This is a genomic window from Pseudomonas alcaligenes (assembly GCF_014490745.1).
In the GTDB taxonomy this organism is placed as follows: domain Bacteria; phylum Pseudomonadota; class Gammaproteobacteria; order Pseudomonadales; family Pseudomonadaceae; genus Aquipseudomonas; species Aquipseudomonas alcaligenes_C.
Map to the genome: position 1 here is coordinate 2,582,231 of NZ_LZEU01000001.1, position 24,283 is coordinate 2,606,513.

Annotated in this window: 19 protein-coding genes and 2 pseudogenes; 17 read left to right on the forward strand and 4 right to left on the reverse strand. The window is 58.5% G+C overall.

Annotated features, from left to right (window positions below; all coding sequences use genetic code 11):
* Positions 1-82 precede the first annotated feature (82 nt).
* The 6 genes from A9179_RS11780 to A9179_RS23175 all read left to right on the forward strand — a co-directional run bounded on the left by A9179_RS11780 (position 83) and on the right by A9179_RS23175 (position 9,267).
* The gene (locus A9179_RS11780) at positions 83-2,749 is read left to right on the forward strand and encodes a LuxR C-terminal-related transcriptional regulator (RefSeq protein ID WP_187805988.1); all 2,667 of its coding nucleotides are present in this window, start codon (positions 83-85) and stop codon (positions 2,747-2,749) included.
* 121 nt (positions 2,750-2,870) lie between these two features.
* Entirely contained in the window at positions 2,871-4,673 is a 1,803-nt protein-coding gene (locus A9179_RS11785; RefSeq protein WP_187805989.1) for an acyl-CoA dehydrogenase, read from the forward strand.
* 28 nt (positions 4,674-4,701) lie between these two features.
* Positions 4,702-6,813 carry a 3-hydroxyacyl-CoA dehydrogenase NAD-binding domain-containing protein gene (locus tag A9179_RS11790; RefSeq protein ID WP_187805990.1) on the forward strand — a complete coding sequence of 704 codons (2,112 nt, stop codon included), beginning with the start codon at positions 4,702-4,704 and terminating at the stop codon, positions 6,811-6,813.
* A 111-nt stretch (positions 6,814-6,924) separates the two neighbouring features.
* Positions 6,925-8,112 (forward strand): acetyl-CoA C-acyltransferase, encoded by a 1,188-nt coding sequence (locus tag A9179_RS11795; RefSeq protein ID WP_187805991.1) that lies wholly within the window; start codon positions 6,925-6,927, stop codon positions 8,110-8,112.
* Positions 8,109-8,885 carry an SDR family NAD(P)-dependent oxidoreductase gene (locus tag A9179_RS11800; RefSeq protein ID WP_187805992.1) on the forward strand — a complete coding sequence of 259 codons (777 nt, stop codon included), beginning with the start codon at positions 8,109-8,111 and terminating at the stop codon, positions 8,883-8,885. Before A9179_RS11795 ends, A9179_RS11800 begins: the two co-directional genes overlap by 4 nt.
* 190 nt (positions 8,886-9,075) lie before the next feature.
* On the forward strand, positions 9,076-9,267 hold the full coding sequence (locus A9179_RS23175; protein WP_394354760.1) for a hypothetical protein: 192 nt from the start codon (positions 9,076-9,078) through the stop codon (positions 9,265-9,267).
* Positions 9,268-9,335: 68 nt separating this feature from the next.
* Here A9179_RS23175 and A9179_RS11805 read toward each other — a convergent pair whose 3' ends face one another.
* Together A9179_RS11805 and A9179_RS11810 are read right to left on the reverse strand one after the other, a co-directional pair.
* Positions 9,336-9,752: a MerR family transcriptional regulator gene (locus A9179_RS11805; RefSeq protein WP_187805993.1), complete on the reverse strand. Its 417-nt coding sequence runs from the start codon at positions 9,750-9,752 to the stop codon at positions 9,336-9,338.
* 213 nt (positions 9,753-9,965) lie between these two features.
* Entirely contained in the window at positions 9,966-10,988 is a 1,023-nt protein-coding gene (locus A9179_RS11810) for a helix-turn-helix transcriptional regulator (RefSeq protein WP_187805994.1), read from the reverse strand.
* Positions 10,989-11,374: 386 nt separating this feature from the next.
* On the opposite strand from A9179_RS11810, the gene A9179_RS11815 reads away from it, so the two are divergent.
* The 4 genes from A9179_RS11815 to A9179_RS11830 all read left to right on the forward strand — a co-directional run bounded on the left by A9179_RS11815 (position 11,375) and on the right by A9179_RS11830 (position 15,829).
* Positions 11,375-12,250: a fatty acid desaturase family protein gene (locus tag A9179_RS11815; protein ID WP_187805995.1), complete on the forward strand. Its 876-nt coding sequence runs from the start codon at positions 11,375-11,377 to the stop codon at positions 12,248-12,250.
* A gap of 127 nt (positions 12,251-12,377) precedes the next feature.
* A complete protein-coding gene (locus A9179_RS11820; protein WP_187805996.1) occupies positions 12,378-14,624 on the forward strand; it encodes a molybdopterin-containing oxidoreductase family protein in 2,247 nt (748 codons plus the stop codon).
* Between the two features lie 238 nt (positions 14,625-14,862).
* The gene (locus A9179_RS11825) at positions 14,863-15,264 is read left to right on the forward strand and encodes an MAPEG family protein (RefSeq protein WP_223123198.1); all 402 of its coding nucleotides are present in this window, start codon (positions 14,863-14,865) and stop codon (positions 15,262-15,264) included.
* Between the two features lie 151 nt (positions 15,265-15,415).
* Positions 15,416-15,829, forward strand: coding sequence for a PaaI family thioesterase (locus A9179_RS11830; RefSeq protein WP_187805997.1), 414 nt, complete (start codon positions 15,416-15,418; stop codon positions 15,827-15,829).
* A gap of 28 nt (positions 15,830-15,857) precedes the next feature.
* Here A9179_RS11830 and A9179_RS11835 read toward each other — a convergent pair whose 3' ends face one another.
* Positions 15,858-16,886 carry an AraC family transcriptional regulator gene (locus A9179_RS11835; RefSeq protein WP_187805998.1) on the reverse strand — a complete coding sequence of 343 codons (1,029 nt, stop codon included), beginning with the start codon at positions 16,884-16,886 and terminating at the stop codon, positions 15,858-15,860.
* Between the two features lie 64 nt (positions 16,887-16,950).
* Entirely contained in the window at positions 16,951-17,346 is a 396-nt protein-coding gene (locus tag A9179_RS23180; RefSeq protein ID WP_394354761.1) for a DDE-type integrase/transposase/recombinase, read from the reverse strand.
* Between the two features lie 611 nt (positions 17,347-17,957).
* On the opposite strand from A9179_RS23180, the gene A9179_RS11845 reads away from it, so the two are divergent.
* From A9179_RS11845 to A9179_RS11875, 7 genes and pseudogenes are all read left to right on the forward strand, one after another.
* Positions 17,958-18,863 (forward strand): alpha/beta hydrolase, encoded by a 906-nt coding sequence (locus A9179_RS11845; RefSeq protein ID WP_187806000.1) that lies wholly within the window; start codon positions 17,958-17,960, stop codon positions 18,861-18,863.
* A 1-nt stretch (position 18,864) separates the two neighbouring features.
* Positions 18,865-19,722, forward strand: a complete 858-nt coding sequence (locus A9179_RS11850) for a hypothetical protein (protein WP_187806001.1) — start codon at positions 18,865-18,867, stop codon at positions 19,720-19,722.
* A 283-nt stretch (positions 19,723-20,005) separates the two neighbouring features.
* On the forward strand, positions 20,006-20,962 hold the full coding sequence (locus A9179_RS11855) for an NmrA family NAD(P)-binding protein (protein WP_223123199.1): 957 nt from the start codon (positions 20,006-20,008) through the stop codon (positions 20,960-20,962).
* Positions 20,963-21,124: 162 nt separating this feature from the next.
* Positions 21,125-21,400, forward strand: a pseudogene (locus tag A9179_RS11860) (LysE family transporter); the annotation flags it as partial.
* A gap of 30 nt (positions 21,401-21,430) precedes the next feature.
* A pseudogene (locus A9179_RS23185) lies at positions 21,431-21,703 on the forward strand (PaaI family thioesterase); the annotation flags it as partial.
* 71 nt (positions 21,704-21,774) lie between these two features.
* The gene (locus tag A9179_RS11870; protein ID WP_187806003.1) at positions 21,775-23,025 is read left to right on the forward strand and encodes an NADH:flavin oxidoreductase/NADH oxidase family protein; all 1,251 of its coding nucleotides are present in this window, start codon (positions 21,775-21,777) and stop codon (positions 23,023-23,025) included.
* A 34-nt stretch (positions 23,026-23,059) separates the two neighbouring features.
* Positions 23,060-24,280, forward strand: coding sequence for a saccharopine dehydrogenase family protein (locus A9179_RS11875; protein WP_187806004.1), 1,221 nt, complete (start codon positions 23,060-23,062; stop codon positions 24,278-24,280).
* The last annotated feature ends 3 nt before the right edge of the window (positions 24,281-24,283 follow it).

Consider the following 24,283-nt stretch of genomic DNA (forward strand, 5'->3'; position numbering starts at 1 on the left):
CATCAGGGGGCAGATCCAACGATGTGAGTACCGTTTCGCAAACAAGCGTGGGGCGGCATTCTGATAAGCGATGTGAGTTGTGATGAACCAGTATCCGCCCAAGCGTAACAAGCTCCGCCCCCAACCAATGCCGCCCCTGAGCTTTACCCGTGGCGCATTGCTGAAACGCTTGGCGGATGCCACTCGTAAAGGCGTATTGCTAAGCCTGGTCAAAGCACCGATGGGTTACGGGAAAAGCACGCTGCTCGCGCAGTACGTAGCTAGCCTGAACCAACCCTGGATCTGGTACCGCTTCGATAACACTGACAATCAGCCGCTCAATCTGCTGGTGCAGTGGTGCCATGCCTTCGAGCTGCCCATACCTGAGGGTTTGCTCAGCCGCTCAGACGAGTCTGGCCTATGGACGCTTATCAGCAACCATCTTGAGCACCTGGATACGCCCTTCACGCTGGTTCTGGACGACCTTCATCTGCTGCGCTCGCCAACGGCCTGTGCCTACCTCGAAGAGCTCTTTCGTCAGCCGCCGAAAGGCCTGCACCTAATTGCAGCCTGTGAAGGCGAACCCGGGGTGTCACTCAGTCACCTGCATCGCGACCAGCGTTTGCAAGTATTGGATTTTAACGACCTGGCTCTGGACAGCAGTGAAATCAATGCGCTGGCGAGCGCCCGCGGGCAACCCCTGAATGGCGATCTCATCTACCTGTTGCGAGCGGGTAGCGAGGGCTGGATCAGCGGCATTCTGTTTGGCTTGGCCACCTACTCCGGCGCCCAGGTATCGGACTTCAACAACACCGATGCTCTGCACTTTCTGACGCGGCATGCCTTTGCCCAAACAGCGCAGTTCTTTCGTGAGGAAATCCTTAGGTATCTGACGCCACGACTACTGCAATTTCTCTCGCGCCTGTCGGTGGTAAGCGCGTTTGACGCCAACCTGGCCGCCTATATCAGCGAGTTGGAAAACGCTGAGCAACTCATTCGTCAGCTGCAACGGCAGGATCTGTTTGTGCAGCAGCGCAAAGGCGAAGGTCTGGTCTTTCGGCTGCACCCACTGTTGCGTCGCACGTTGTACCAATCCCTTGAGCGCCAGGATCCGCACCTGCTGACCCAGTTGCATCTGCGCGCGGCGAACTGGTTACTGACTCGGTGCTATTACACGGAAGGCGTCTACCAGTTGGGGCGCGCTCGCGACTTCAACCGCCTGCTGGCCGCTCTTGAGCAGCACAGCTTCAATTTGCTCCGTGAAGGCGAGGTCAATGGCATAGTCGATTTCCTCGCTGACGTGCCCGGCGAGAGCTCCCCCGAGCATTTCACCTTGGCGGTTACCGAAGCCAGCGCGGTCATCGTCACTAACGACATCAGCCAAGCAAGCGCCTGCCTGCGGCGACTAAAGCGCCTGATCCGGCGTAACGAAATACCCGAACGACGCCCGGAGCGTGTACATCAGACTCTCGCTTTTTTGCGCAGTCGGCTGGCGGCTCTGGGGGGCAACTTCAGCTACGGTCTGCGCCTGGTGGAGCGCGCGCTGCAGCAGCACCCCGCCCCCAGTGCGGCAACTGCGGTGCTGCTGTTCAACCAAGCCACCTGCTTGCTCGCCCTCGGTCATCTCAAGCAGGCCAACAGGTCGGCGCATCAGGCTCTGTCAGAGTTCGAGGCATTAGGCTTCAGTGGCTACACGAATATGCTGCAGCTTCTGCTGGGGCAGATTGAGCTGTTGCAAGGAGAGATCGGAAAGGCCCGTGCCCGCTTCCAGCAGAGGGCGGACAAATCCGTAGGCGTACCCCACTCGTTCTATGACCTGTTCCTCCACCTCGGCTGGAGTAACGTGTTGCTGCAACAGAATCACTTGGATCAGGCGACGCTGGGTCTGAGCCAGGCCGAAGCGATTGCCCTCGATTTTCCGCACAGCGCAGGCCTGCCATGGGTACTCCACCTCCAGGCCTGCAGCCTTATGGCGGCAGGTAAGTCCGAGCTGGCTCGCCACCGTTGGGACGAAGCCCGGCGCCTGGCCAAGCAGTTCAAGTTGTTCGCCCTGTATCGGCAAGTCGGTGCATGCCGTGTTCGGCTGGCCGGTGCGGAGCACGACCAATCGTTCATCCACACCTGGCTGGAGGAATGGCAATGGTGCCGTATGCAGTACGGTACAGAGCTGATGCCCGAAGAATGGCTGGCCTATGCCTGGGTGCAACGCCACCTTGGTGAACCTGCCCAGGCTCGGCAGATCGCGGAAAACCTGCGCGAGCAGGCTGAAGCAGCGAACAACCAACGGCTACTGCTCGATTCATGGCTACTCAATGCCGCGCTGTATCGCGATCAGGGCAATCAAGAGGCGGCACTGGGCAGCCTGGAGCAGGCCGTGCAGTTGGCGGCACGACATGGCTACGGGCAACTGCTTCAGTTTGAGAGCGACCTGCTCAGCGAGTCGTTGCGCCAATTGCTCAATCCGCAGACCCGTCGACAGTTGGGTCTGCTGCAACCGCTGCCCACTACGGAGCGGCTGGCGCTGTTGCTGCCCCGGCTGCAGAGTGGCACCGATGGCGACACCCAGCCGTTAGCCGAACCCCTCACCCGCCGTGAGCAGGATGTATTGCAACGCATGATCCGCGGCCAGGCCAACCAGCATATTGCCGACAGCCTCTACGTCAGCCTGAGCACGGTAAAAACCCACATCAACAACCTGTTCCGCAAACTCGATGCCCATGACCGCGAGGGTGCAATCCAGATAGCTCGCAGGCTGAAACTGGTCGAGTAAGGCGGCCTGCTCCACCCGTGCGAAGAAAAATTCCACCCCCATTTCCACCCGTGGTTTGACGCGTCGCCCCCCGGCCCCTTGCTACAACGCTGGCCTGGTTTTCCTGCCTGACGAGAATGCAATGACCGAGAAGCTGCTCAATGAGCGCGAACTGAGCTTCCAGCTCTACGAGATGCTCGACACCGAGGCCCTCTTACAGCGTCCCCGGTATGCCGACCATGACCGAGCGGTGTTCGACGCCACGCTGTCTACCGCACGCAGTATCGCCGTCGACTACCTGGCCCCGCACAACCACAAGGGCGACGCCAACGAACCAACCTTCGACGGCGAGAAAGTCACCCTGATCCCGGAAACCAAGGCTGCCTGGGATGCCCTGGCCGAAGCCGGATTCCACGCGGCCCACCATGATGTCGAGGACGGCGGCCTGCAGTTGCCGGAAGTGCTGCTGCGCGCCTGCATGGCCTATTTCAACGCCGCCAACATCGCCAGCGCCGGTTACTCCTTCCTCACCATCGGCTCGGCCAACCTGGTCAAGAGCTTCGCCAGCGAGGCGCTGCGCCAGCGCTTCCTGCCGCCGATGCTGGACGGCCGCTTCAGCGGCACCATGGCGCTGACCGAGCCGGGCCAGGGCTCGGCGCTTGGTGATATTCGCACCACCGCGCGGCTCGCCACCGATGGCAGCTACCGGGTGTTCGGTCAAAAGATGTTTATCTCCGGCGGCGATCACGAGCTGACCGATAACATCGTGCATATGGTGCTGGCCCGCATCGAAGGAGCACCGGCCGGGGTCAAGGGCATCTCGCTGTTCCTAGTGCCGAAGTTCCTGGTCAACGAAGACGGCAATCGCGGCACGCGCAACGACGTCGCGCTGGCCGGGCTGCTGCACAAGATGGGCTACCGCAACACCACCTCCACCGTGCTCAGCTTCGGCGAGAAGGACGGCGCGGTCGGCTACCTGATGGGCGAGGCCAACAAAGGCCTGTCCTACATGTTCCAGATGATGAACGAGGCACGCATCGGCGTGGCTCTGGGTGCCTCGGCACTGGCCTACCAGAGCTATATCCACGCTCTTGACTACGCCCGCGAGCGTCCGCAGGGCCGCCTGCCGGGCAGCAAGGATCCGCTGGCGCCGCAGGTACGCATCGTCGAGCACGCCGACGTGCGGCGCATGCTGCTGCAGCAGAAGGTCTACGCCGAGGGCAGCCTGGCGCTGTGTCTGTATGCCAGCAGCCTGTTCGAGGACGCCCACACCGCGCCCGAGCAAAGCGCCCGCGAGGACGCCGGCGAGCTGCTCGACCTGCTGATCCCGATGGTCAAGTCCTATCCCTCGAAGTACGGGGTGATCGCCTCCGACCTCGGCATCCAGATTCTCGGCGGCTCTGGCTACATTCGCGAATACCCGCTGGAACAGTACTACCGCGACAACCGCCTGAACCCGATCCACGAGGGCACCGAGGGCATCCACGGCCTTGACCTGCTCGGCCGCAAGCTCGGCCAGCGGGGCGGCAAGGGCTACCGGCTGTTCCTCACTGCCGTCCGCACCAGCTTGCTCGAGGCCGCCGGCGACAGCCGCTGCGCGCCGCTGGCCGCCGCCCTCGGCGACGCATTGGGCATCCTCGAACGGATCACCCCGGAGCTGCAGACACAGGTCACCGCCGACGCCGACCTCGGCCTGTCCAACGCCACTGCCTACCTCGATCTGTTCGGCCGGGTAGTGATCGGCTGGATCTGGCTGCGACAGGCCCTGGTCGCCAGCCGGGCGCTAGACGCCGGCGCCGCCGGCAGCGAGATCGATTTCTACCAGGGCAAGCTGCACGCCGCGCGCTACTGCATGGATTGGGAACTGGCCGGGCTGGATAGCCAGGCCCGCCTGCTCAGTGCCGGCAACCGCCTTGCCCATGACATGCAGAACGCCTGGTTCTGATCCCTTATCACGGCACAAGTACCTCAACATGAGCGATCTGATTCATTACCGCATCGAAGATGACCTGGCCCTGATCGGGCTGGCCAGCCCGCCGGTCAACGCACTCGGCCAGCCACTACGTGCCGCCATCCGTGAGGCCTGCGAGCGCGCCGCCGCTGACACCCGGGTACAGGCCATCATCCTGTTTGGCGAGCACGGGATGTTTTGCGCCGGTGCCGACATTAGCGAATTCGCTACCGACGCCTCCTTCGCGGAGCCGGATCTGCCCGACACGCTGGTACGGCTGAGTCAGATCGACAAACCGCTGATCGCCGCCATCGGTAGATTTGCCCTGGGTGGCGGGCTGGAACTGGCACTTGCTTGCGGATACCGGATTGGCGAGCCGAGCACACGAGTGGGCTTGCCAGAGATCCATTTGGGGCTGCTGCCCGGCGCGGGCGGCACTCAGCGGCTACCACGGCTTATTGGCGCAGAGTCGGCCTTGAATCTGATTCTTTCGGGCGACCACGTAGGTGCGGCGCAGGCACGTACATTGGGCATCCTCGACCGTGTTGCCAGCAGTGCTGAGCGGTTGCTGGATGAGGCGCGTACTTACGCCCGCGAACTGATCGCCGGCACTGCCCCGGCGCAGCCGGCAGCAGCCTGGCCGGAACCTGCCGAGGGCCTGCCGTACGACTTTTTCATCCGCTATAAAACCGAGCACAAGCCACGCTGGAAGAGCCGCCAGGCCCCGAGACTGGTGCTCTCTGCACTGGAAGCTTCAACTTGCCTGCAGTTGGAGGATGGTCTGGCCCATGAGCTGGAGCTGTTCAAGCGAGCAGAAGCGTCCGCCCAGTCCAAAGCGCTGCGCCATGTATTTTTTGCCGAGCGCGAGTCCGCGCGCATTCCAGGCATCACGGCCGACACTTCACTGCGCCAGATCGACCGGGTTGCAGTAATAGGCGCAGGTACCATGGGCGGCGGTATCGCCATGAATTTCGCCAACGCCGGCATCCCGGTCACCCTGCTCGAACTCCAGCACGCGGCGCTGGAGCGTGGCCTGGCGCAGATCCGCCAGAACTACGAGATCAGTGTTCGACGCGGCAAGTTGACCACCGAGCAGCTGGAGCAGCGCATGGAGCTGCTGTTCGGCACCCTGGACTACGCCGACCTTGCCGACGCCGACCTGGTCATCGAAGCGGTGTTCGAAAAACTGGAGATCAAGCAGCAGGTCTTCCGCACCCTCGACCAGGTGTGCAAGCCAGGCGCCATCCTCGCCACCAACACCTCATCGCTCGACGTCGACCAGATCGCCGGGGTGACCAAGCGCCCGCAGGACGTGATCGGCCTGCACTTCTTCAGTCCGGCCAATGTCATGCGTCTGCTTGAAGTGGTGCGAGCGGAAGCCACCGCGCCAGATGTGCTGCTCAGCACCATGAAGATCGCCAAGCGCATCGGCAAGCTGCCGGTGGTTTCCAGGGTCTGCTTTGGGTTCATCGGCAACCGCATGCTCGAACCCTACGCACGCGAAGCCCACCGTCTGGTTCTGGAGGGCGCAACACCGACACAGGTAGACAAGGTTCTCACCAATCTGGATCTGAGCATGGGCGTCTTCAGCATGCTCGATCTGGCTGGCATCGACGTGAACTTCCTGGTTCGCGACGGCAATCGAGCAGCCATCGCCCATGACGCAAGCTACTGCCGCCTCGGCGACGAACTCTACGCCCTTGGCCGCTACGGCCAGAAAACCGGGCGCGGTTTCTACCGCTACGAGGGTCGCAACCGCCAGGATGATTACGAGGTGGTCGCGCTGGCCGAGCGCCTGGCCGGCGAGCTAGCGATTGCCCGCCACCCCATCGATGACCAAGAAATCCATGACCGCTGCCTGTTCATGCTGATTAACGAAGGCATCCAGCTGCTGGATGAAGGCATCGCCCTGCGCGCCAGCGACATCGACCTGGTGTGGATCAACGGCTATGGCTTCCCCGCCCACCTCGGCGGCCCGATGCACTACGCCGAGCAGCTAGGTCTGGACAAGGTGCTCGCCGGCATCCAGCACCAGCGTCACGCGCTCGGCGACTACGGCGATATGTGGTTCCAGCCGGCACCACTGCTGGAGCGTCTGGTCGCCGCGGGCAAGGCTCAAATCGAGAAGATCTGATTTACCCCTCTCGCTCTGAGAGCGGTGCTGGGTGTGAGGGCGACCACGCATCGCCTCCCCTGGCCCACTCCCAGAGTGGGAGGGCTCCAAATAAGCACACGAGATATCACCATGAAAGAAGCTGTCATCCTCTCCACTGCCCGCACGCCGATCGCCAAGGCGTTCCGTGGTGCTTTCAACAACCTTAAGTCGCCAAGCATGGCCAGCTACGCGATTCGTGCCGCCGTCGAGCGTGCTGGCATCGAAGCCGCCGAAATTGAGGATCTGGTGATTGGTACCGCCATGCCTGGCGGTACCGCCGGTTGGAACCTTGGGCGCATGACCGCGCTGGCCTCAGGCCTGCCACTATCAGTCAGCGGCCAAACCATGGATCGCCAATGTGCCTCCGGCCTGATGGCCATCGCCACCGCCGCCAAGCAAATCACCTTCGATGGCATGGCCGTGACTATTGGTGCAGGTCAGGAGCAAATCAGCCTGGTGCAGAACCGCCACATGGAGTGGTCTATCGCGGAACGTGACGAGCTGGTGATGCGCCATGCCGAGCATGCTTACATGCCGATGCTGCAGACCGCTGAGCAGGTCGCCAAACGCTACGGCATCAGTCGTGAGGCTCAGGACGCATACTCATTGCTGTCCCAGCAGCGCATCGCTGCGGCCCAGGCTGCCGGACTGTTCGCCAACGAAATTGTCCCGGTCACTGCGACCAAGCAGGTGGTAGACAAGGCCTCCGGCGCAGTCAGCTTCGAGGAGGTGACACTGCATCTCGACGAAGGCAACCGTCCGCAAACCGCGCTAGAAGACCTGACCAAGCTCAAGCCGGTCATCGAAGGCGGCTGCATCACCGCCGGTAACGCCAGCCAACTGTCCGATGGGGCCAGCGCCTGCGTGCTGATGGACGCGCGCCTGGCCGAGCAGCGCAACCTGGAACCGCTGGGGGCCTATCGCGGCATCGCTGTGGCCGGTCTGGCCCCGGAGGAAATGGGCATAGGCCCGGTACTGGCGGTGCCCAAGCTGCTCAAGCAGCACGGCCTGACCGTCGACGACATCGGCCTGTGGGAACTCAACGAAGCCTTCGCCTGCCAGGTGCTGTACAGCGCGCAGACGCTCGGCATCGACCCGACCAAGCTCAACGTCAACGGCGGCGCCATCGCCATCGGCCACCCCTATGGCATGAGCGGTGCGCGCATGGTCGGCCACGCCCTGCTGGAAGGTAAGCGTCGCGGCGTGAAGTACGTGGTGATCACCATGTGCGTCGGCGGTGGCATGGGCGCCGCCGGCCTGTTCGAGGTGTTCCAATGAGTGCGTTGAACGGATTCTCCTTGGCCGGCAAGGTGGTTCTGATCACCGGCGCTTCCAGTGGTATCGGCGCGCATCTGGCCCGCGTAGCAGGACGTGCTGGGGCTCGTGTGGTGCTCGCGGCACGGCGCGTCGAGCGCCTCGCCGAAGTGCAACGCGACATCGAGTTCGAAAACGGCTCAGCTCACAGCGTGGCACTCGACGTCACCAACCGGGCCAGTGTCGAAGCGGCCTTCGACGCTGCCGAAGCAGCCTTCGGCGTGGTCGACGTGGTGCTCAACAACGCCGGTATCGGCAACAGCCAGCGCGCCTTGGAAATCTGCGAGGACGAGTGGCGCGCCATGTTGTCGACCAACCTCGACGGCGTCTGGCGCGTCGCTCAGGTCGCCGCGCAGCGCCTGGCCAAGGCCCAGCGACCAGGCAGCATCGTCAACATCGCCTCAATGCTCGGCCTACGCGTCGGCACCGGCTACAGCCACTACTGCGCGGCCAAGGCCGGCGTGGTGCAACTGAGCAAGTCCCTGGCGCTGGAGCTGGCTCGCTATGGCATCCGCGTTAACGCCATCGCCCCTGGCTACTTCAAGACCGAAATGACCGACGCCTACTTCGACAGCGAGAAAGGCCAGGCCTACATTCGCCAGACCGTGCCCATGCGTCGGCTCGGCAGGCTGGAAGAGCTGGAAGGCCCTTTTCTGTTATTGGCCAGTGAAGCTGGAGCGTTTATGACTGGCAGTACCCTGGCGGTGGACGGCGGGCATCTGGTCAGCAGTTTGTAGAGGCCAGGCTTCGTGCTCCAAGCTCTCGCACATAGACCTGAATTTTCCGTGCAGTTCGATAGCCGCCTGGCGGGACTAGTAATAGGCTCGTCGAGCGCCAATTTTGTTGTGCGGTTTCGTCACCGTGATCGAAGCGTCAGCAGCTCCGAATTAGGGTTGCTGGCTTTGGCGGATGCCGCCGCCCAGCGCTATGTTGATGCTTATGGAGCCAGCCCCAATCAGTACCATAACGTGGACGATCGATGTGCTGAGTGAGGTGTTCTCAACCGGCGAATGGCATCTTGTCCTGTCTTTAGGTGAGACCATCGGTGATGGCTATTGCAGCCAAACGATGACGGCCTGGATGACAGCGGCCGACCTTTGCTTATCAGGCGACGGATAGTGGCGATTTACTGCTAGCTTTCGACGCCTGCATGGGGTTGGTTACACAAGCATGCGCTTACAGCGATGTCAGGGCTTCCATCCATTTCGGATGAGCCCTTCCATTATCCGCTCTGCATTCTCGGTACAGTTCATCCCCTCAGGCGTCTCCTGTATGGACTGGATCATCAACTGCAGCTGCTGCCTGTTATGCGCCATCCGCTTTTCAATGGCTTCGATCTTGTCCATTTTGCGTTGCAGGACGCCGATCAGTTGCTCGTGCTCCCAGTTTGAGCTTTCGACAGGCATGACTTCGAGTATCTCCTGCAAGGAGAAACCTGCTTGCTGGGCGCCGGTGATGATGTTCAGGAAGAGCAAGGCCTCCGCGGGATAGTGGCGATAGCCATTGGCCTGGCGCACCACATTGCCTAGGAGGCCCTTTTCCTCATAGAACCGTATGCGGGAAGGGGTCAGCCCACTGCGCTGGGCTAGCTCACCGATTTTCATGGAATGCTCACGAGAATACTTACCTTAAGGTTAACTTTAATCTTGGCGCAGTGGCTTGATCAATCAGCGAGAGCTGCTCATGAGTATTTTCTGTCGCTGTCGCTGCCCACTCGCTGCGTGACGCCGATCCATTTAGCTATGCCTACTTTCTGAAATTGGGCATAAATCATTGTGCTGGCTTCATGCTGGCTCGAGCCCCGCGCGGTAGAACCGTCATACTCCACGCTCTTGGCGATAGCGGCTTGGTGTGCGCCCGGCCCACTGTTTGAAGGAGCGAGAGAAATTGGCGGAGGACTCGTAGCCAAGGCGCGATGCTACGTCCGTGACAGAGAATCGCACATCCTCCAGCAGGCGCAGGGCGTCCTGGAGTCGCGCTTCTTCCAGCAACCTGGAAAAACCGCTGCCTTCATCAGCCAGACGCCGGCGCAGGGTTCGCGGCGAGACATGCAGTCGCTCCGCCACTTCTGGGAGTGCTGGGTAGCCCCCAACGCTCAACCCCAAATAGCGCTGAACACGCAGAATCATGGATTCCGGCTGCATACAAAGCATCAACTGTGTTTCACAGAGCGCCTCTGCCTGACGAAGACCGGGCTCACTGCGCATCGGCAGCGCTCTCTCGAGCAGAGCGGCGGGAAATCTAAGAGTGGTGGCCGGCGCCTCGTACCTGACCTTACCCAGGCTCTGCATCACCTGGTCTAGATAAGACGGGCTGGGCATATCGAACGTGATTTCGATTTCATCGGTGGCATCGGGGATCATCGCCACCAGGCTGCGCCAGACCGTAGCAACACCGGTTTCCAGCATCCAGCGCCTATAGGTGCCCTGAACCGGCACTTCCTGAACAAGGGTCAATATGCACTCCGCCCGGATCACTTGATGCTGCATCCGCACGCCACGCCCGAGAAGATCCCAATAGCGCTGACAAAGTGTGATCGCATCGCCAACCGTTGCACTGCACAGCATGCCGAAGCCAAGGCTGCCGAAGGATGTAGGGGGAACGAGCGAGCCTGCCCTGAAGCCGAGGGACTCCTCGGGAAACACCGTCCAGATCGCATCAAACAGGCGCTCCATTGCCGCAAAGGTCAGTCCTTGGACGGCGAGATTATCGACTGTCAGGAACAATCCAGCGGTGCGCAACAGAGGCCCTGGATCGATGCCTCGCTCTCGTATGAAGGAAAGGTATGCGGCTGGAAAGATGCCCGGAATTCGGAGCTGGCGAACGTCGTTGGCATGCATAGCTGGATATTGCACCCCAGGCATCTTGGCCACAAATGATAAGAATTATGGCCACTTCCCCTGTAATCAAACAATCCCTATGCCTGCCAAAGTGGCCAACGGTGACATGTGCGCAGGAGCCCACCATGGACATTCGACTAACAAGAACAAGAAAATCCGCCGGATCAGTTCCACCTTCAACTTGGGCGCGATGGGGTTTAGGGCTGGTCGCGATAATGGCTCTTGTCGATGCGCTGCCGGCATACAGCTTTGTGTTGAACATTGCTTGGAGGGCTCGCCACCAGGCGGCCTGGCCCTTCGGTGATCGCAAGTTAGCCATAGGCGGCACGCCTCGCTCATAGGCGTGATCCCGACACCTATCCCCGCTATCTATTCAAAGGTGCACTATGACTGCTGACGCCTCTGTACCTCGTCCTCGCCTTCCGCGAGAGCCGCTTTACCAAACCCCCGCTGTTGCCTGGCCCACGCTTGCAGTGTTTGTCTTTGGCCTACTGCTATGGGTTGGCGCAATCGTAGTCGCCGAACAGGGGCTCATCAGCCCTGCGGTTGCTCTGTTCCTGCAAACCGTAGCTGCATTTGCTGAGTTCACCGTGATGCACGAAGGTGTGCACCACTCGCTCTTGCGAGGCCACCCAAAGCTCAATGCAGTTATCAGCGGCATTGCCGCTGTCTTCCTAGGCGTACTGGCCTCGAGAGCAGCCTTCCGTTATTTGCATTTCAAGCACCATCGGCTGACCAATGAAAGCGGTGATCCCGACCTCTGGAGTGGGAAGGGCTCAGCCTGGCGCAAGCCGTTGCAATGGCTCACAGCTGATATTGGCTACGCCGTCGCTACGATCAAGGACTGGAGTAAGATTCCGGCGGCCGGGCGCCGCGAGATGGTGCTTACCCTGACAGCTACGTTCGGTGTGCTGGCGGTACTGGTTTCATTGGGCTACGGCAAGGATGTCCTCCTGTACTGGCTGCTTCCAGCGCGCTTGGCCATCCTGTGGCTGGCATTCGCCTTCAACTACCTGCCGCATCACCCCCACAAAATAGAACAACGCCATAATCCTTACGCTGCCTCCAATGTGCGCGAGGGCGGCGAGCCGATAATGCGCTTGCTGTGCCTGTATCAGAACTACCACCTCATCCATCACCTCTTCCCTTCTGTGCCCTTCTATCGATACGCCCGCATCTGGGAGCGGAATCGCAGTGCATATATCGAGCTGGGTGCTCAGGTGCGCGCTTGGCACGGTATGGAGCCGAAACACCGAGATTGAAACACCGCGCATTTGTGTCCAATAGGTTGCACATACGCCACTGCTTCGCGCCGCTTTCCAGGCTCAACCGATAAGCCCTTAGCCCGAAGCCGGTGGCGTGAGATAAAAATAAGAATGGAGACCAATCATGCCTGGTATATCGTCAATCGGCACCAGCGCCACCGGTAGCCAAAGCGCTCCACGCGCGCAGCAGCGTTCAGGTATCGAAACCAGGAAGGCTGTTTGCGCTAGCTGTGATATCGCGTGCAGCGTCGTGACAGAAGTGCAGAAGGGCCGCGTCACGCGCGTGCGCTCCTCGGATAACCCTTTATTCAAAGACAATATTTGCATCAAGGGCATCGTCGCGCCGAAAAACTTCGCCAATCCAAATCGTGTGCTTTATCCGCAGAAGCGTGTCGGCGAACGCGGTTCAGGGGAATGGCAACGCGTGAGCTGGGACGAGGCGATGGCCGATATCGGCATGCGGCTCAAGAAAATCATCACTGAGCACGGCCCGGAAGCGTGGGCAGTCTCGACTAGCCAGTGGAACACCGGCACGGATCACGGGCTCGGCAGACGGATCATGAACCACGTAGGGTCACCTAACTGGATCAGCGGCGTCGCGCTGTGTGCAGGGAACACTGCGGCGATCAACCGTCTCACCTACGGCTGGTATCCGTGGCCTGACTACGACAATACAAACTGCATCGTGTTATTCGGACATAACCCCGGCAGAAATAGCTGGGTTCCGGTCTACAACCAGATTCAGCGAGTGAAGGCGCGTGGCGGCAAGCTAATCGTAATGGATCCGCGGAAAAGCGAGTGCGCCGAACTCGCGGATATCTGGCTGCCTCTCAAGGCGGGTACAGATGCAGCAATGGCCCTCGGCTGGCTCAAGGTCATCTTCGACGAGAAACTGTACGACCAGCGCTTTATCGAACGCTGGACGTTGGGCTTTGATGATCTGCGCAAGCGAGTTGATGAGTTTCCGTTGGAGCGTGTCGGTGCAATCACAGGTTGTGATCCTGTCGTAATAGCTCAGGCGGCGCGAATGTACGCCACCATGGGGCCGGCGGTGATCCCCTGGACGCCGATCACCGATCAACAGCGCAATAGCACCTCGGCGATTCGCCTGCAGAGCATCCTACGTTCGGTTTGCGGTTACTTAGATGTTCCAGGCGGCGAGATGTTGATGGGCTTTCATCCCAAAATCATCTCGGAATCCGAGATCGAAATGCACCATGTCCTGCCGGAGAGCCAAAAGGCCAAGCAGCTCGGCTCCGACAAGTACCCGGCGTTCACCTACCGCGGTCAAGCTGCATTGCTGGAACCGTGCAAGCGCGTTTGGGGGCACGCCTACGCCAATCAGGTAACGGGCTGCTTCATGGCCAATCCTTCGGCAGTGTTTCGGGCGATGGCAGGCGAAGGCCCTTACCCCGTAAAGGCGCTGTTCTCGCTCGGTAACAATACGCTGATGGGTTACGCCAACATGCCCCTTATCCTGAAAGCGTTGCTTAACCAGGATCTGATTGTTGTGCACGAGCACGTCATGACGCCGACCGCGCAGCTCGCCGACTACGTACTACCCGGAGACTCATGGTTGGAACGTCCATGGATGTTCGACGGTTATGGCTGGCTGTCGATGTACAAGCCCTCCCAGAAGTCCATGGAGCCCCCGGGTGAATGCAAGAGCATTTTCGAGGTATGGAAGCTGACCGCTGACGCACTTGGGATGTCTGCCGTAGTGCCGTGGGAAAGCCTGGAGGACTTTTACGACTATCGCCTTGCCAAGCTTGGAATCAACTTCGAGGGATTTGCCAGCACCTATGAGGTGCACTTCGACGAGATCAGCTTTCGCAAATACGAGCGCACTGGTTTCGCCACGCCTAGCGGCAAGGTCGAGCTCTACTCCTCAATCCTCGATAGCCTGGGCTTCGATCCGTTGCCGTACTTTCGCGCCGAGCCGCCAGCTGATCCAAATTATCCCTTGTCGATGTTCACGGGTGTGCGAGAGGGGGAGTATTTCCAAACCGGCGGTCGCCATGTCCCGGAGATGCGCGCACGAAAGCCCGAGCCGGTGTTGTTCATAAGTCCGAAGACAGCACGCGACTTCAACCTGACCGAAGGCGAATGGGTCGAGGTCGAGACCCGCACGGGCAAGATCAAAATCCTGGTTGGGGTTCGGGACAACATGCCCGATGGTCTCGTCCGAATCCCTCACGGCTGGTGGAAACCTGAAACAGAACAAGGGCTCGGCAACCTGTCCGGCGCACTGTGCTACGCGGACGCCATGTTGTGCCCGGACGATGGGGATTTCATGGACATCGAGCAGGGGATCCCACATTTGAAGGGACTCCCCTGTCGCATTAACAAGCTCCCGGGGCTGGCTCAATGAAACCCTATGGGGTTCGCCTCTTGGTGGCGAAAATGGCCTTCACGCTAGCCAGGCGCGCATCGCGGAATCGTACCCGTAGTGACCGGGTTTCACGGTGGATTCTGGAGCGCGTGCTGAGGTTCAACTTCGATCTCGATGAGATGGTTCTGACGGATCAGGGATACGACCCGGACGAGCTAGATCGATACCAAAATCGCCACTGAAATCCGCAAAATTTTATTAGCACGAGACGTTCACGATGACAGGCATTATGGCTGTACTTGGCTTCGCCTTATGGACGCTGCTATTGGTAGTCATCTCGACCAACTGGCGCGTGCTGGAAATGCTGCGTGGCAAGGCGGCCAACTCCTGGATCCGCGGCCAAGACATTCCAAAACCTGATGTCATTGTACGCATTGAGCATGCTCACCTGAACTGCCTGGAGAATCTCCCGGTCTTTGCGGTTCTGGTGTTTGCTGCCTATTTCCAGAGCAAAAGCGCCGTGGTCGACGGACTGGGCTTCTATGTACTTTACGCGCGTGTTGCGCAGTCACTCACCCATCTGGTCGGCACCTCACATGTGTTGGTGCTGGTGCGCGGGACGTTCTACACCATGCAGCTCGCGATGTTCTTCTACCTGTTTTGGGGACTGATGGCGTGACGACCACCGCCGAAGGCTCCGATTGCATGCGGGCAGCCTTGGCTATCCATTTCGCATGGAGTCGCCATACCACACACCGTTGAGAGTGATGCGATCAACCGATCCAACTTTGATGATGTTTCATCGACCTGCTTGAGAGGCTAATAGCGACATGGGGACTGCTGCAGAATTCAACGAAATGGGAAAAACAATGCTCCCCGGCTACCTGGGAATCGAGATCCTCGACGTTCAGGGGCATGAAGTGAGGGCGATCTTGACGATGCGGGAGGCCTTGTTGGCGCCAAATGGGTTCCTTCACGCCGCCAGCGTCATTGCTTTAGCTGATACGGCGGCGGGCTATGGGTGCAGGGCAAATCTACCGGCAGGTGCGTCCGGATTCACGACCATCGAGCTGAAATCGAATCACCTAGGCACCGCGCGGGAGGGAGTCATCGAGTGTCTCGCGAGGGCCGTACATCTTGGCAAGACGACTCAGGTATGGGATTGCGAAGTGACTGCTAGAGACAGTGCAAAGACCATTGCCTTGTACCGCTGTACTCAAATGATTCTTTACCCAAAAACATGATCTGGACTATTTAAATATTAAATCAGCATTAATCTCGAGACTTGTTTCTCCATTGACTTGGAGTTAGTTGCGTCCAACGTTTGAAAGCTTGAGAGAAAGCAGCCTGATCACTATAGCCCAGTCTTAGTGCGATTTCATTGATTGGGGCTGATGTATCTTGAAGTAGCTCGCAGCTAAACTGCAGTTGAACTGACGACAAAATGTCACGAAAAGATGTCCCTTCATCTTTAAGTCGGCGCCTTAATGTACGTTCAGAGGTATGAAGAATTTTTGATATTTCCGCCAGATCAGGAACAATATTCCCTGTTGGCAAGAGCAAATGTGAACGCACCAAATTTATGGTTCCGTGGCGAGTTCTTCGTTTTTCTTGTAAAGCCGCACACATTTGTTCGCCTACAGCAGCAGCAAGAGGATTTGCATTAGGGAGTGGAAACGATAATTGAGAAAAATCAAAAACAATAGCATTCATACTTGCTCCGTACCTGATTGGGCATTTTATCCATTTATTCAATTCACACTGCAGCGAGCTTGAATTAATCGGAGAAGTTGACAGCTGAATTTCCTTTAACTTGAATTCCGAGCCTGCAATTTCAGATATAAGGCGGACTGTGCCAGCAAGATCCCTCTGCAATAAAAAAGAGCTGATAGGCTCTTGAATGCTGGGAGGTATGAATTTACCAAAAATAACACCATCCTTAACCTCAATGATGCTTTGCGTAAAAGAAGAAGTCAGTCGCTGAAATTTCCAGGCCAAGTCCAATGCAGCGCCAACGGTTGCACTGCTTATAAGTGCAAAACCCCAAATACCATATGTAGTAAACCCATACCGGAGCCCAACTTCGATACCAAGATATGGCTCACAGCCGCACGCTTCGATTAAATTTTCTATTACGCATATTTCTTGATTTGCCTGTACTTCAAAATTTGGATCTTTGAGTTGTTCTTGAGTAAGCCCTGTCCTCCTTAGTATTTTTTTAGATGGGACACCTCTTTCTTCGGCAAAGCGAATAATTAAATTTACACTCGATGGATCTCGAACAGCATATTCAATATTCATATAGAGCCAAGCCCGTCAGTTCGAACAGTCAATCCCGTATTATAAGTGGATGGAGGTCAAGGGTTTAAGCTGCTCTGGGTAGGTGCAGCGATTTGAAGTAAACCATGCTCGGTGCTTCTCCCTCAAGACGCGAATGCAGCTGTCCGTTGTTGGCGAGCGGGACATATCGCCCTATCTCGATTCGAACCTGAGATACCCATTCGTAGTCCCGCAGACAAACCCCTATATATGTGATTAACCGCCATAGCCACTCCACTAAGACATTGCCCCGCCAAAAGCCCTTGCCATTCATGCCGTGCCGTTTGAGCAGGCCAGTGAACGCTTTGCTGGTGAACTGACGGCCCTGATCGGTATTGAAGACGGCCAGGGTTCCATGTTTGGCGATGGCTTCCTCGACCGCGTCCAGGCAAAGTCTGTGGTCATGGTGATCGACTGGCGCCAGCCAGCACGCGCCGGGTATTCCAGTTCACCACGGCAGCAAGGTAACCAAAGCTACGGGCCATGGGAATGAAGGTGATGCCCATGAACCTGACCTGGTCGGAGCAATCGATGTTCAGGCCGTGCAGCAGGGCACGGAAGCCATTGTGGCCCGGCTGGCGGCGGCTCGTATTTGGTTCGTATACAGCGTCTCAATACCCATCCGCAGCATCCGGACGCCAGCAGAGGGATGCTCCGCATCTCGTCGAGCCGTCGCATCAGCACCAGATCGCCCAGGGTCAACTTGCCCTTGAGCGCTTCCAGCCCCCTAGGCCTTGAGCGCCGGACTGTGATTCCAACGGGACACTTACCCATCTTTTGCCCCTGAGTACATGGACCTGTCATGCCCGTATCAGGCTGCTATCCCGCTTATTCTACCGTCCGAACGCCTTTAGCCAGTCCTCATATTTGTATTTATAGGCCATTTGGCCGAAATTATTAAATAACTGTCCGATCCAAACATAGTTGATAAGGCACTCTTTATCGATAATTCCATCAGGGCCTATCAAACCAATAGGCTGCTAAATTTCTAATTAATTATTACAACAACTTATTCGATTCCTTTTTGGAATTTATTACATTTTGGAGACAAGCATGCCAAAAAGATCAGACGTGCGCTTCCCCTCGGCGGATGGCGCTTCTTGCGGGGCGTGGCTGTACCTGCCAGACGCGACAAAGCCAGCCCCTATCATTGTGATGGGCCATGGCTTGGGCAGTGTGCGGACTATGCGTCTGGAAGTGTACGCTGAGCGTTTTCAAGCCGCCGGGTATGCGTGCTTGGTCTTTGACTACCGTCACTTTGGAGACAGTGATGGGCTGCCACGGCAACTGCTCGATGTGAAGAAGCAGCTACAGGACTGGAAGGCCGCAGTCGCCTACGCGCGATCCCTCAAAGAGGTGGACGGCAATCAGGTCATCATCTGGGGAACCTCGTTCGGTGGCGGCCATGTACTCGCGACAGCGGCGGACGACCCACAAATTAGTGCAGTCATCGCCCAATGCCCCTTCACTGATGGACCTGCTTCGGCTCTGGCGGGCCCAATGATCACCTCTCTCAAGGTCACGAATCGCGCTCTGTTGGACAAGGTTCTGTCGTGGTTCGGCGCCAAGCCTCTGTTCATCAACATCGCTGGAACCCCTGGTAGTTTGGCATTGATGACTTCTTGGGATGCCCTGCCTGGTTACATGAAGCTTGTTCCACCGAGCGGCGACTTCACCAACCACGTTGCGGCTCGCATCGCATTGCAAATCCTCCCTTACATGCCGGGCCGCGCGGCCAGGAGGATTGCCGCCCCCGTCCTCTACTGCATTTGCGAAAAAGACACGGTTACACCGGCTGATGCGGCCGTGAAGCATGCACGGCGAACACCGAATCGAGAGATAAAGCTCTACAACGAAGGCCACTTCGATATCTATGTCGGCGGGGCACTCGAAAGAGTATTACAAGACCAGCTTGAGTTCCTTGGCCGAGTAGTTCCGACCCAACGTGGAGAACGCTAAAATGAGTAACGCAAACGGACTTCTTCACAGTCTTTTGTTCCCACGGAATAAGGCGCAAACGGTCTCAATCTCGCCAAAACAGCTTAAAGGCACGACCGTCTACTTCTTACTCAGGAAAGAGCGAGCGATAAAGCCGAAGCAGTTCACAGAAACCTTGCTTAAGAATGTCTTGCCTAGCTGGCGTAGACAAGAGGCATTCGCTCAGATGAACCTGGCGCTCTTCCATCTGGCCACCGGAGGTGGAAGCGAAGTTTCACCATTTGTGGCCACCCGCACTTATAGTGCGTTGAAGCTCACCAGCATGATTGGCGGCATGCCTACACCGCCGAAGTTCACCTCGAACATGACGCCTCGCTACGATGCATTCGTGGAAGTCAAGCTCGACGACACACCAACGGCGACGCAAGTTGAGGCTCTCCATTGGGCTCACGAAACACTCAAGTCGCTTTGCGAGGAAGTGTCAACGTGTGAGTGTGACCGCCGCTACAACGTGCTGGGCTCTCCGCCCGCTCCGAGTGACTCTGTCTACCTGACCGTCATGACTCGCACCCCTTGGAACAAAACACGGGCCGAAGCCCAGCGTTACTGGATTAACGAGCACGCCCAGCTGGTTTCGAGCAACGTCAAGCGCACCAACATGTGCGGATACCAGCAAGTACACACGACGCTCAATCCGTCCAGTTCCTTTCAGAACGAATTTGGTGGCATTGCAACCATCGAATTCTCACGCCTGAAAGACTACTTGGCGCAACTTGCCCGACCTGCCTCACTGCACTTCAACAACACCTTGGTATTGGACGAAATGAATCTCACGATCCAGTCAGAGGTCGGTGTCTATCGACGAACCATTATTAGCTGAAGTAATTGCGGGTAGCCGAAGGAAAACCCCTCCGCACATTCTCAGTTTGCAGTCAATCTCACAAATATGTCTCGACCAGCCCTGGCAGGTCGAGACATAGGTGAAGTCTGACGCCAAAAACTGATGGATCGATCAACTATGGCCCTTTCAAGCCCTCGGCGCCATCGCCAAGGTACATGATGTCCTTGCCTATCTTCTTGCCGGCGCCACCGGAGCGCTGCCGCTGGTGGTCGGCGACGCCTGATCATCCACATTATGTGTACCCATGCCCAAGGAGAACCTCATGAGTAAGAAAACCGTAACCGTCTTCGCCGCCACCGGTACCGCCGGTCGCGCTTGCGTCGAGGAACTGATCCGCCAGGATGTTTTCAACGTACAGGTGCTGGTGCGCAAGAGTGGCATGGTCGAAAAAACCTCCGTCAATCCGCCGCAGGATGCCGCGACCAAGCACGCCCAATGGGTCGACTGGCAGGCACGCGGGGTCACCATCCGCCACGCCGACGTGACCAATGCCTTCGAGCTGATTTCGGCGCTGAAGGGCACCGACTACCTCGTCTCCTGCGTGCCCATCACCGCCACAGAATCGCAATACCCGCTGATCTGGGCGGCGAAGGAAGCCGGCGTCGAGCGCTTTGTGCCCTCGGAATTCGGCCTCATCTACGAGTGGGAGCAGTCGCTGCCAACACCCACCCTGCACCGCGCCCTCGCGCGGCAAAAAGTCTTCATCCGCCAGGTGATTGAACTGGCCGGGCTTGACTACACCATCATCCCCGCCGGCTTCTGGCCCGAGTATTACCTGCTCGAACCCGTCTCGGTCATGGGCAAGGGCCAGGACAAGATCGCCTGGTCGGCCGGGCAGGATGTCGGGCGCATCATCCCGCACGTGCTCGCCCACCCGGCCTCGCGCAACGCCACCTGCGCCGTGGCGGCCACCGCCTATTGTTCATGGGACGAGCTGATCGACGTGCGCGAACGCCTGCTCGGGCGCAAGATCGCCCGCGCCTACCTCGACAATGCCGCTTTCCGCGCCGCCTATGCCGGCGCCCGCAACCACGCGGAGCAGGAACTGACAGCCATCGGCGTCGCGGCCACCGAAGCGGCCGCGGGCATGCCGCTCTTCGGTAACTGGAACGCCACCTATCTGCCAGAATTCAAGGGAACACCGCTGGAGGTGCTCTTTCCCACAGTGATCGAGCCGACGCTGGCGGCGATGCGGGCCGCCATGGCCGGCACGCAGTAGCCGGCGTCACGCTGTCCCGCCAAGTCGGCGCTGGCGGGACGGCAATCAGTCGCGCCTGCCCGCTGGATAAGATAGCGGGGCCAACTTGACTCCGATGGGCCGACAGAGCGTTGCAAGGCAGTCCGCAACTGAAATTCCCCTGAAAATGTCCACCTGGCACCGATGACACTGGAAAGCTGGCTTGCCTTCTTTACTGCCTGCTGGCTGATCCCCCCTGAGCCAGAGCCTCGATGTCGGCTGGGCTCAATTTCGGCTTTCGCCGTAGATGCTGGAGTGCGCTCGGCCTGCAACTGCGCTGATTTTGCAGATCGCCATCGTGTCGCCGGTATTGGCGCGGTACTTGTCACCTCGGAGCTCGCCTTTGCCCTGATCAAGTGGTTCGGTGTCGTCTATCTGGTTTACCTGGGCTGGAAGCAGTGGCACGCGGCACCCGACGATCGCTAGAAAACACGGGGCTATTCAGGGTTCCTTCACGCCGCCAGCGTCATTGCCCTGGCAGATACGTCGGCGGGCTATGGATGTAGGGCAAATCTACCGGCGGGTGCGTCCGGCTTCACGACCATCGAGCTGAAATCGAATCACCTAGGCACCGCGCGGGAGGGAATCATCGAATGTCTCGCGAGGGCCGTACATCTTGGCAAGACGACTCAGGTATGGGATTGCGAAGTGACTGCAAGAGACAGCGCAAAGACCATTGCCTTGTACCGCTGTACTCAAATGATTCTTTACCCAAAAACATGACCATTGGATATTGACCTTAAGGTTAGCCTTAATCTTAAGGTCGCGGCTTGATCAAATCATGAGAGCCGCACATGAGCATTTTCGCGCCGCTGTCTCTGCCCAATCACAGTGTGATCCCGAACCGCTTGGCCAAAGCCTCAATGGAAGAGGATATGGCCGACAATGACCATGCACCGTCTCGCGCACTGATTCGACTCTATGAAACCTGGGCGCAGGGTCGAATAGGCCTGATGCTGACTGGCAATGTAATGGTCGACGGTCGTGCGATGACCGGCCCTGGCGGCGTGGTGCTGGAGGACGAACGATATCTCTCTCGCTTTCAGGACTGGGCCAAGGCTGCACGCTCTGGCGGAGCCAAGGTCTGGATGCAAATCAATCACCCTGGGCGGCAGATGCCAGCCATGCTGGGCCAAAAAACCAAGGCCCCGTCTGGTGTTGCCCTGGATCTAGGGAGCCTGTCCAAGCAATTTGGTGTTCCCCTGGAGATGACAGAGAACGACATTTCCGACGTCATCGATCGCTTTGCAAGCACGGCAAAACTTTCGGAAAGAAGCGGCTTTGACGGGGTACAAATCCACGCTGCGCATGGATATCTACTGAGCCAATTCCTCTCGCCGCTCACCAATCGCCGCAACGATAGGTGGGGTGGCGTCATCGAGAATCGCGCACGCCTGCTCGTTGAGATCCTCAAGGAGGTACGCGTGTGCGTTTCTCCCTCCTTTGCGGTATCGGTCAAGCTGAACTCTGCGGACTTCCAGCGCGGCGGGTTCAGTCCAGAGGATTCCCATCGCGTAATTGAGTTGCTCAACGAGCTGGAGGTGGACTTAGTCGAGCTTTCCGGCGGCAGTTACGAGGCTCCGGCGATGCAAGGCGAAGCGAGGGATGGCCGTACCCTCGCCCGCGAAGCCTACTTTCTGGAGTTCGCCAAAGAGATTGCTAAGGTAGCGCGTATGCCCCTGATGGTTACTGGTGGCATACGCCGTCGAGAGGTGGCTGAGCAGGTGATCGCTAGCGGCGTCGCCATGGCCGGTATGGCAACGGCGCTATCCCTCAACCCTTGCCTGCCCAATGACTGGCTTCTCGGGAAGGAAAGTGTGCCGCAGCTGCGCCCTATCACCTGGAAGAACAAGGTACTGGCATCGCTAGCAAGAATGGCAATGGTGAAATTTCAGATGAATCGCCTAGCAGCCGGCCGGCGGACTAAACCACATGTGAGTCCGCTTTGGGCGCTTGTGCAGGATCAGATCAGGGCAGGAATCAAAGCGAGGCGCTATCGCCGTTGGGTTGCCTTTAAAAGAGCGCCCAATTCGGGATTCCTTTGACCGCAGCAGCATTCATCACTACAGGGACAACACCATGACTCAACCGCAGTTCGATATTGTCGTTTTTGGCGCCACCAGCTTTGTCGGGCAAATCCTCTGTGAGTACCTGTGGCAGCGCCATGGTCTCGGCGGAGAGGTGAAGTGGGCTTTAGCGGGGCGGTCGCAATCCAAACTGCAGCAGATTCGGGCGGCGCTTGGGGCTGATGCAGATGGCCTCCCATTGCTGATTGCCGACGCCGATGACGAGGCTGCACTGCGCGCACTGTGCGATCAAACAGAGGTCGTGATCTCTACTGTCGGCCCTTATTCCTTGTATGGCTCTACCTTGGTCAAGGTGTGCGCAGAGACAGGTACTGACTACTGCGACCTGACCGGAGAGGTGCAGTGGATGGCTCGCATGATTGCTAAATACGAGGCCACTGCCCAGAAGTCCGGCGCACGCATCGTGCATTGCTGCGGCTTCGACTCTGTACCGTCCGACCTCGGCGTGCAGTTCCTGCAGGAGCATGCGCAGCAGCGTTTTGGCCAGACCTGCAACAGCGTGCGCCTGCGCATCAAAAGCATGCGCGGGACACTATCGGGCGGAACAGTGGCAAGCATGCTGAGCAAGGTAGATGAGTGCCTTGCAGACCCATCCGTGGCCAAGGTCATGGAAGATCCATTCGCGCTCTGCCCAATACCTGGTGTTTATCAGCCGGATGTGAAAACCGCTCAGTACGATGACGCTTCGAAAAGTTGGGCTGCCCCCTTCATCATGGCCATCATCAATACTCGTGTCGTCCATCGCTCCAATCACCTCACCCAGGGGCTTTACGGAAGCGACTTCCGCTATGACGAAACCATGATGACTGGTTCCGGCATTTCGGGGCGCGTGAAGGCTGTTGCGACTGCGAGTGGGTTAAGCCTTCTCGATGCTGCTTTGGCATGGCCTCCCACTCGTTGGTTGTTTGAACGGTTTGGTCCCAAGCCAGGGGACGGCCCATCTCCGGAGGCACAGCGGGCTGGGTTCTATGACTTCATTTTCTTCGGGCGTACTGCCGATGACCGACGGCTTGATGTGCGGGTCACTGGAGATCGGGATCCTGGCTACGGTTCCACGAGCAAGATGCTTGGGGAGGCAGGTGTTTGCCTCGCTTTCGATCTGCCAAAAGCAGATCACCCCGGCGGCTTCTGGACACCTGCAACCCTCATGGGGGGGAAGCTGCGCCACCGCCTGGTTGAGCATGCAGGCCTCACATTCGAGGTAGTGCGCTAAGCC

Coding starts and splice junctions, on each gene's coding strand:
- A9179_RS11780 (WP_187805988.1), top strand. CDS start 83: ATGAACCAGTATCCGCCCAAGCGTAACAAGCTCCGCCCCCAACCAATG.
- A9179_RS11785 (WP_187805989.1), top strand. CDS start 2,871: ATGACCGAGAAGCTGCTCAATGAGCGCGAACTGAGCTTCCAGCTCTAC.
- A9179_RS11790 (WP_187805990.1), top strand. CDS start 4,702: ATGAGCGATCTGATTCATTACCGCATCGAAGATGACCTGGCCCTGATC.
- A9179_RS11795 (WP_187805991.1), top strand. CDS start 6,925: ATGAAAGAAGCTGTCATCCTCTCCACTGCCCGCACGCCGATCGCCAAG.
- A9179_RS11800 (WP_187805992.1), top strand. CDS start 8,109: ATGAGTGCGTTGAACGGATTCTCCTTGGCCGGCAAGGTGGTTCTGATC.
- A9179_RS23175 (WP_394354760.1), top strand. CDS start 9,076: ATGTTGATGCTTATGGAGCCAGCCCCAATCAGTACCATAACGTGGACG.
- A9179_RS11805 (WP_187805993.1), bottom strand. CDS start 9,752: ATGAAAATCGGTGAGCTAGCCCAGCGCAGTGGGCTGACCCCTTCCCGC.
- A9179_RS11810 (WP_187805994.1), bottom strand. CDS start 10,988: ATGCATGCCAACGACGTTCGCCAGCTCCGAATTCCGGGCATCTTTCCA.
- A9179_RS11815 (WP_187805995.1), top strand. CDS start 11,375: ATGACTGCTGACGCCTCTGTACCTCGTCCTCGCCTTCCGCGAGAGCCG.
- A9179_RS11820 (WP_187805996.1), top strand. CDS start 12,378: ATGCCTGGTATATCGTCAATCGGCACCAGCGCCACCGGTAGCCAAAGC.
- A9179_RS11825 (WP_223123198.1), top strand. CDS start 14,863: ATGACAGGCATTATGGCTGTACTTGGCTTCGCCTTATGGACGCTGCTA.
- A9179_RS11830 (WP_187805997.1), top strand. CDS start 15,416: ATGGGGACTGCTGCAGAATTCAACGAAATGGGAAAAACAATGCTCCCC.
- A9179_RS11835 (WP_187805998.1), bottom strand. CDS start 16,886: ATGAATATTGAATATGCTGTTCGAGATCCATCGAGTGTAAATTTAATT.
- A9179_RS11845 (WP_187806000.1), top strand. CDS start 17,958: ATGCCAAAAAGATCAGACGTGCGCTTCCCCTCGGCGGATGGCGCTTCT.
- A9179_RS11850 (WP_187806001.1), top strand. CDS start 18,865: ATGAGTAACGCAAACGGACTTCTTCACAGTCTTTTGTTCCCACGGAAT.
- A9179_RS11855 (WP_223123199.1), top strand. CDS start 20,006: ATGAGTAAGAAAACCGTAACCGTCTTCGCCGCCACCGGTACCGCCGGT.
- A9179_RS11870 (WP_187806003.1), top strand. CDS start 21,775: ATGAGCATTTTCGCGCCGCTGTCTCTGCCCAATCACAGTGTGATCCCG.
- A9179_RS11875 (WP_187806004.1), top strand. CDS start 23,060: ATGACTCAACCGCAGTTCGATATTGTCGTTTTTGGCGCCACCAGCTTT.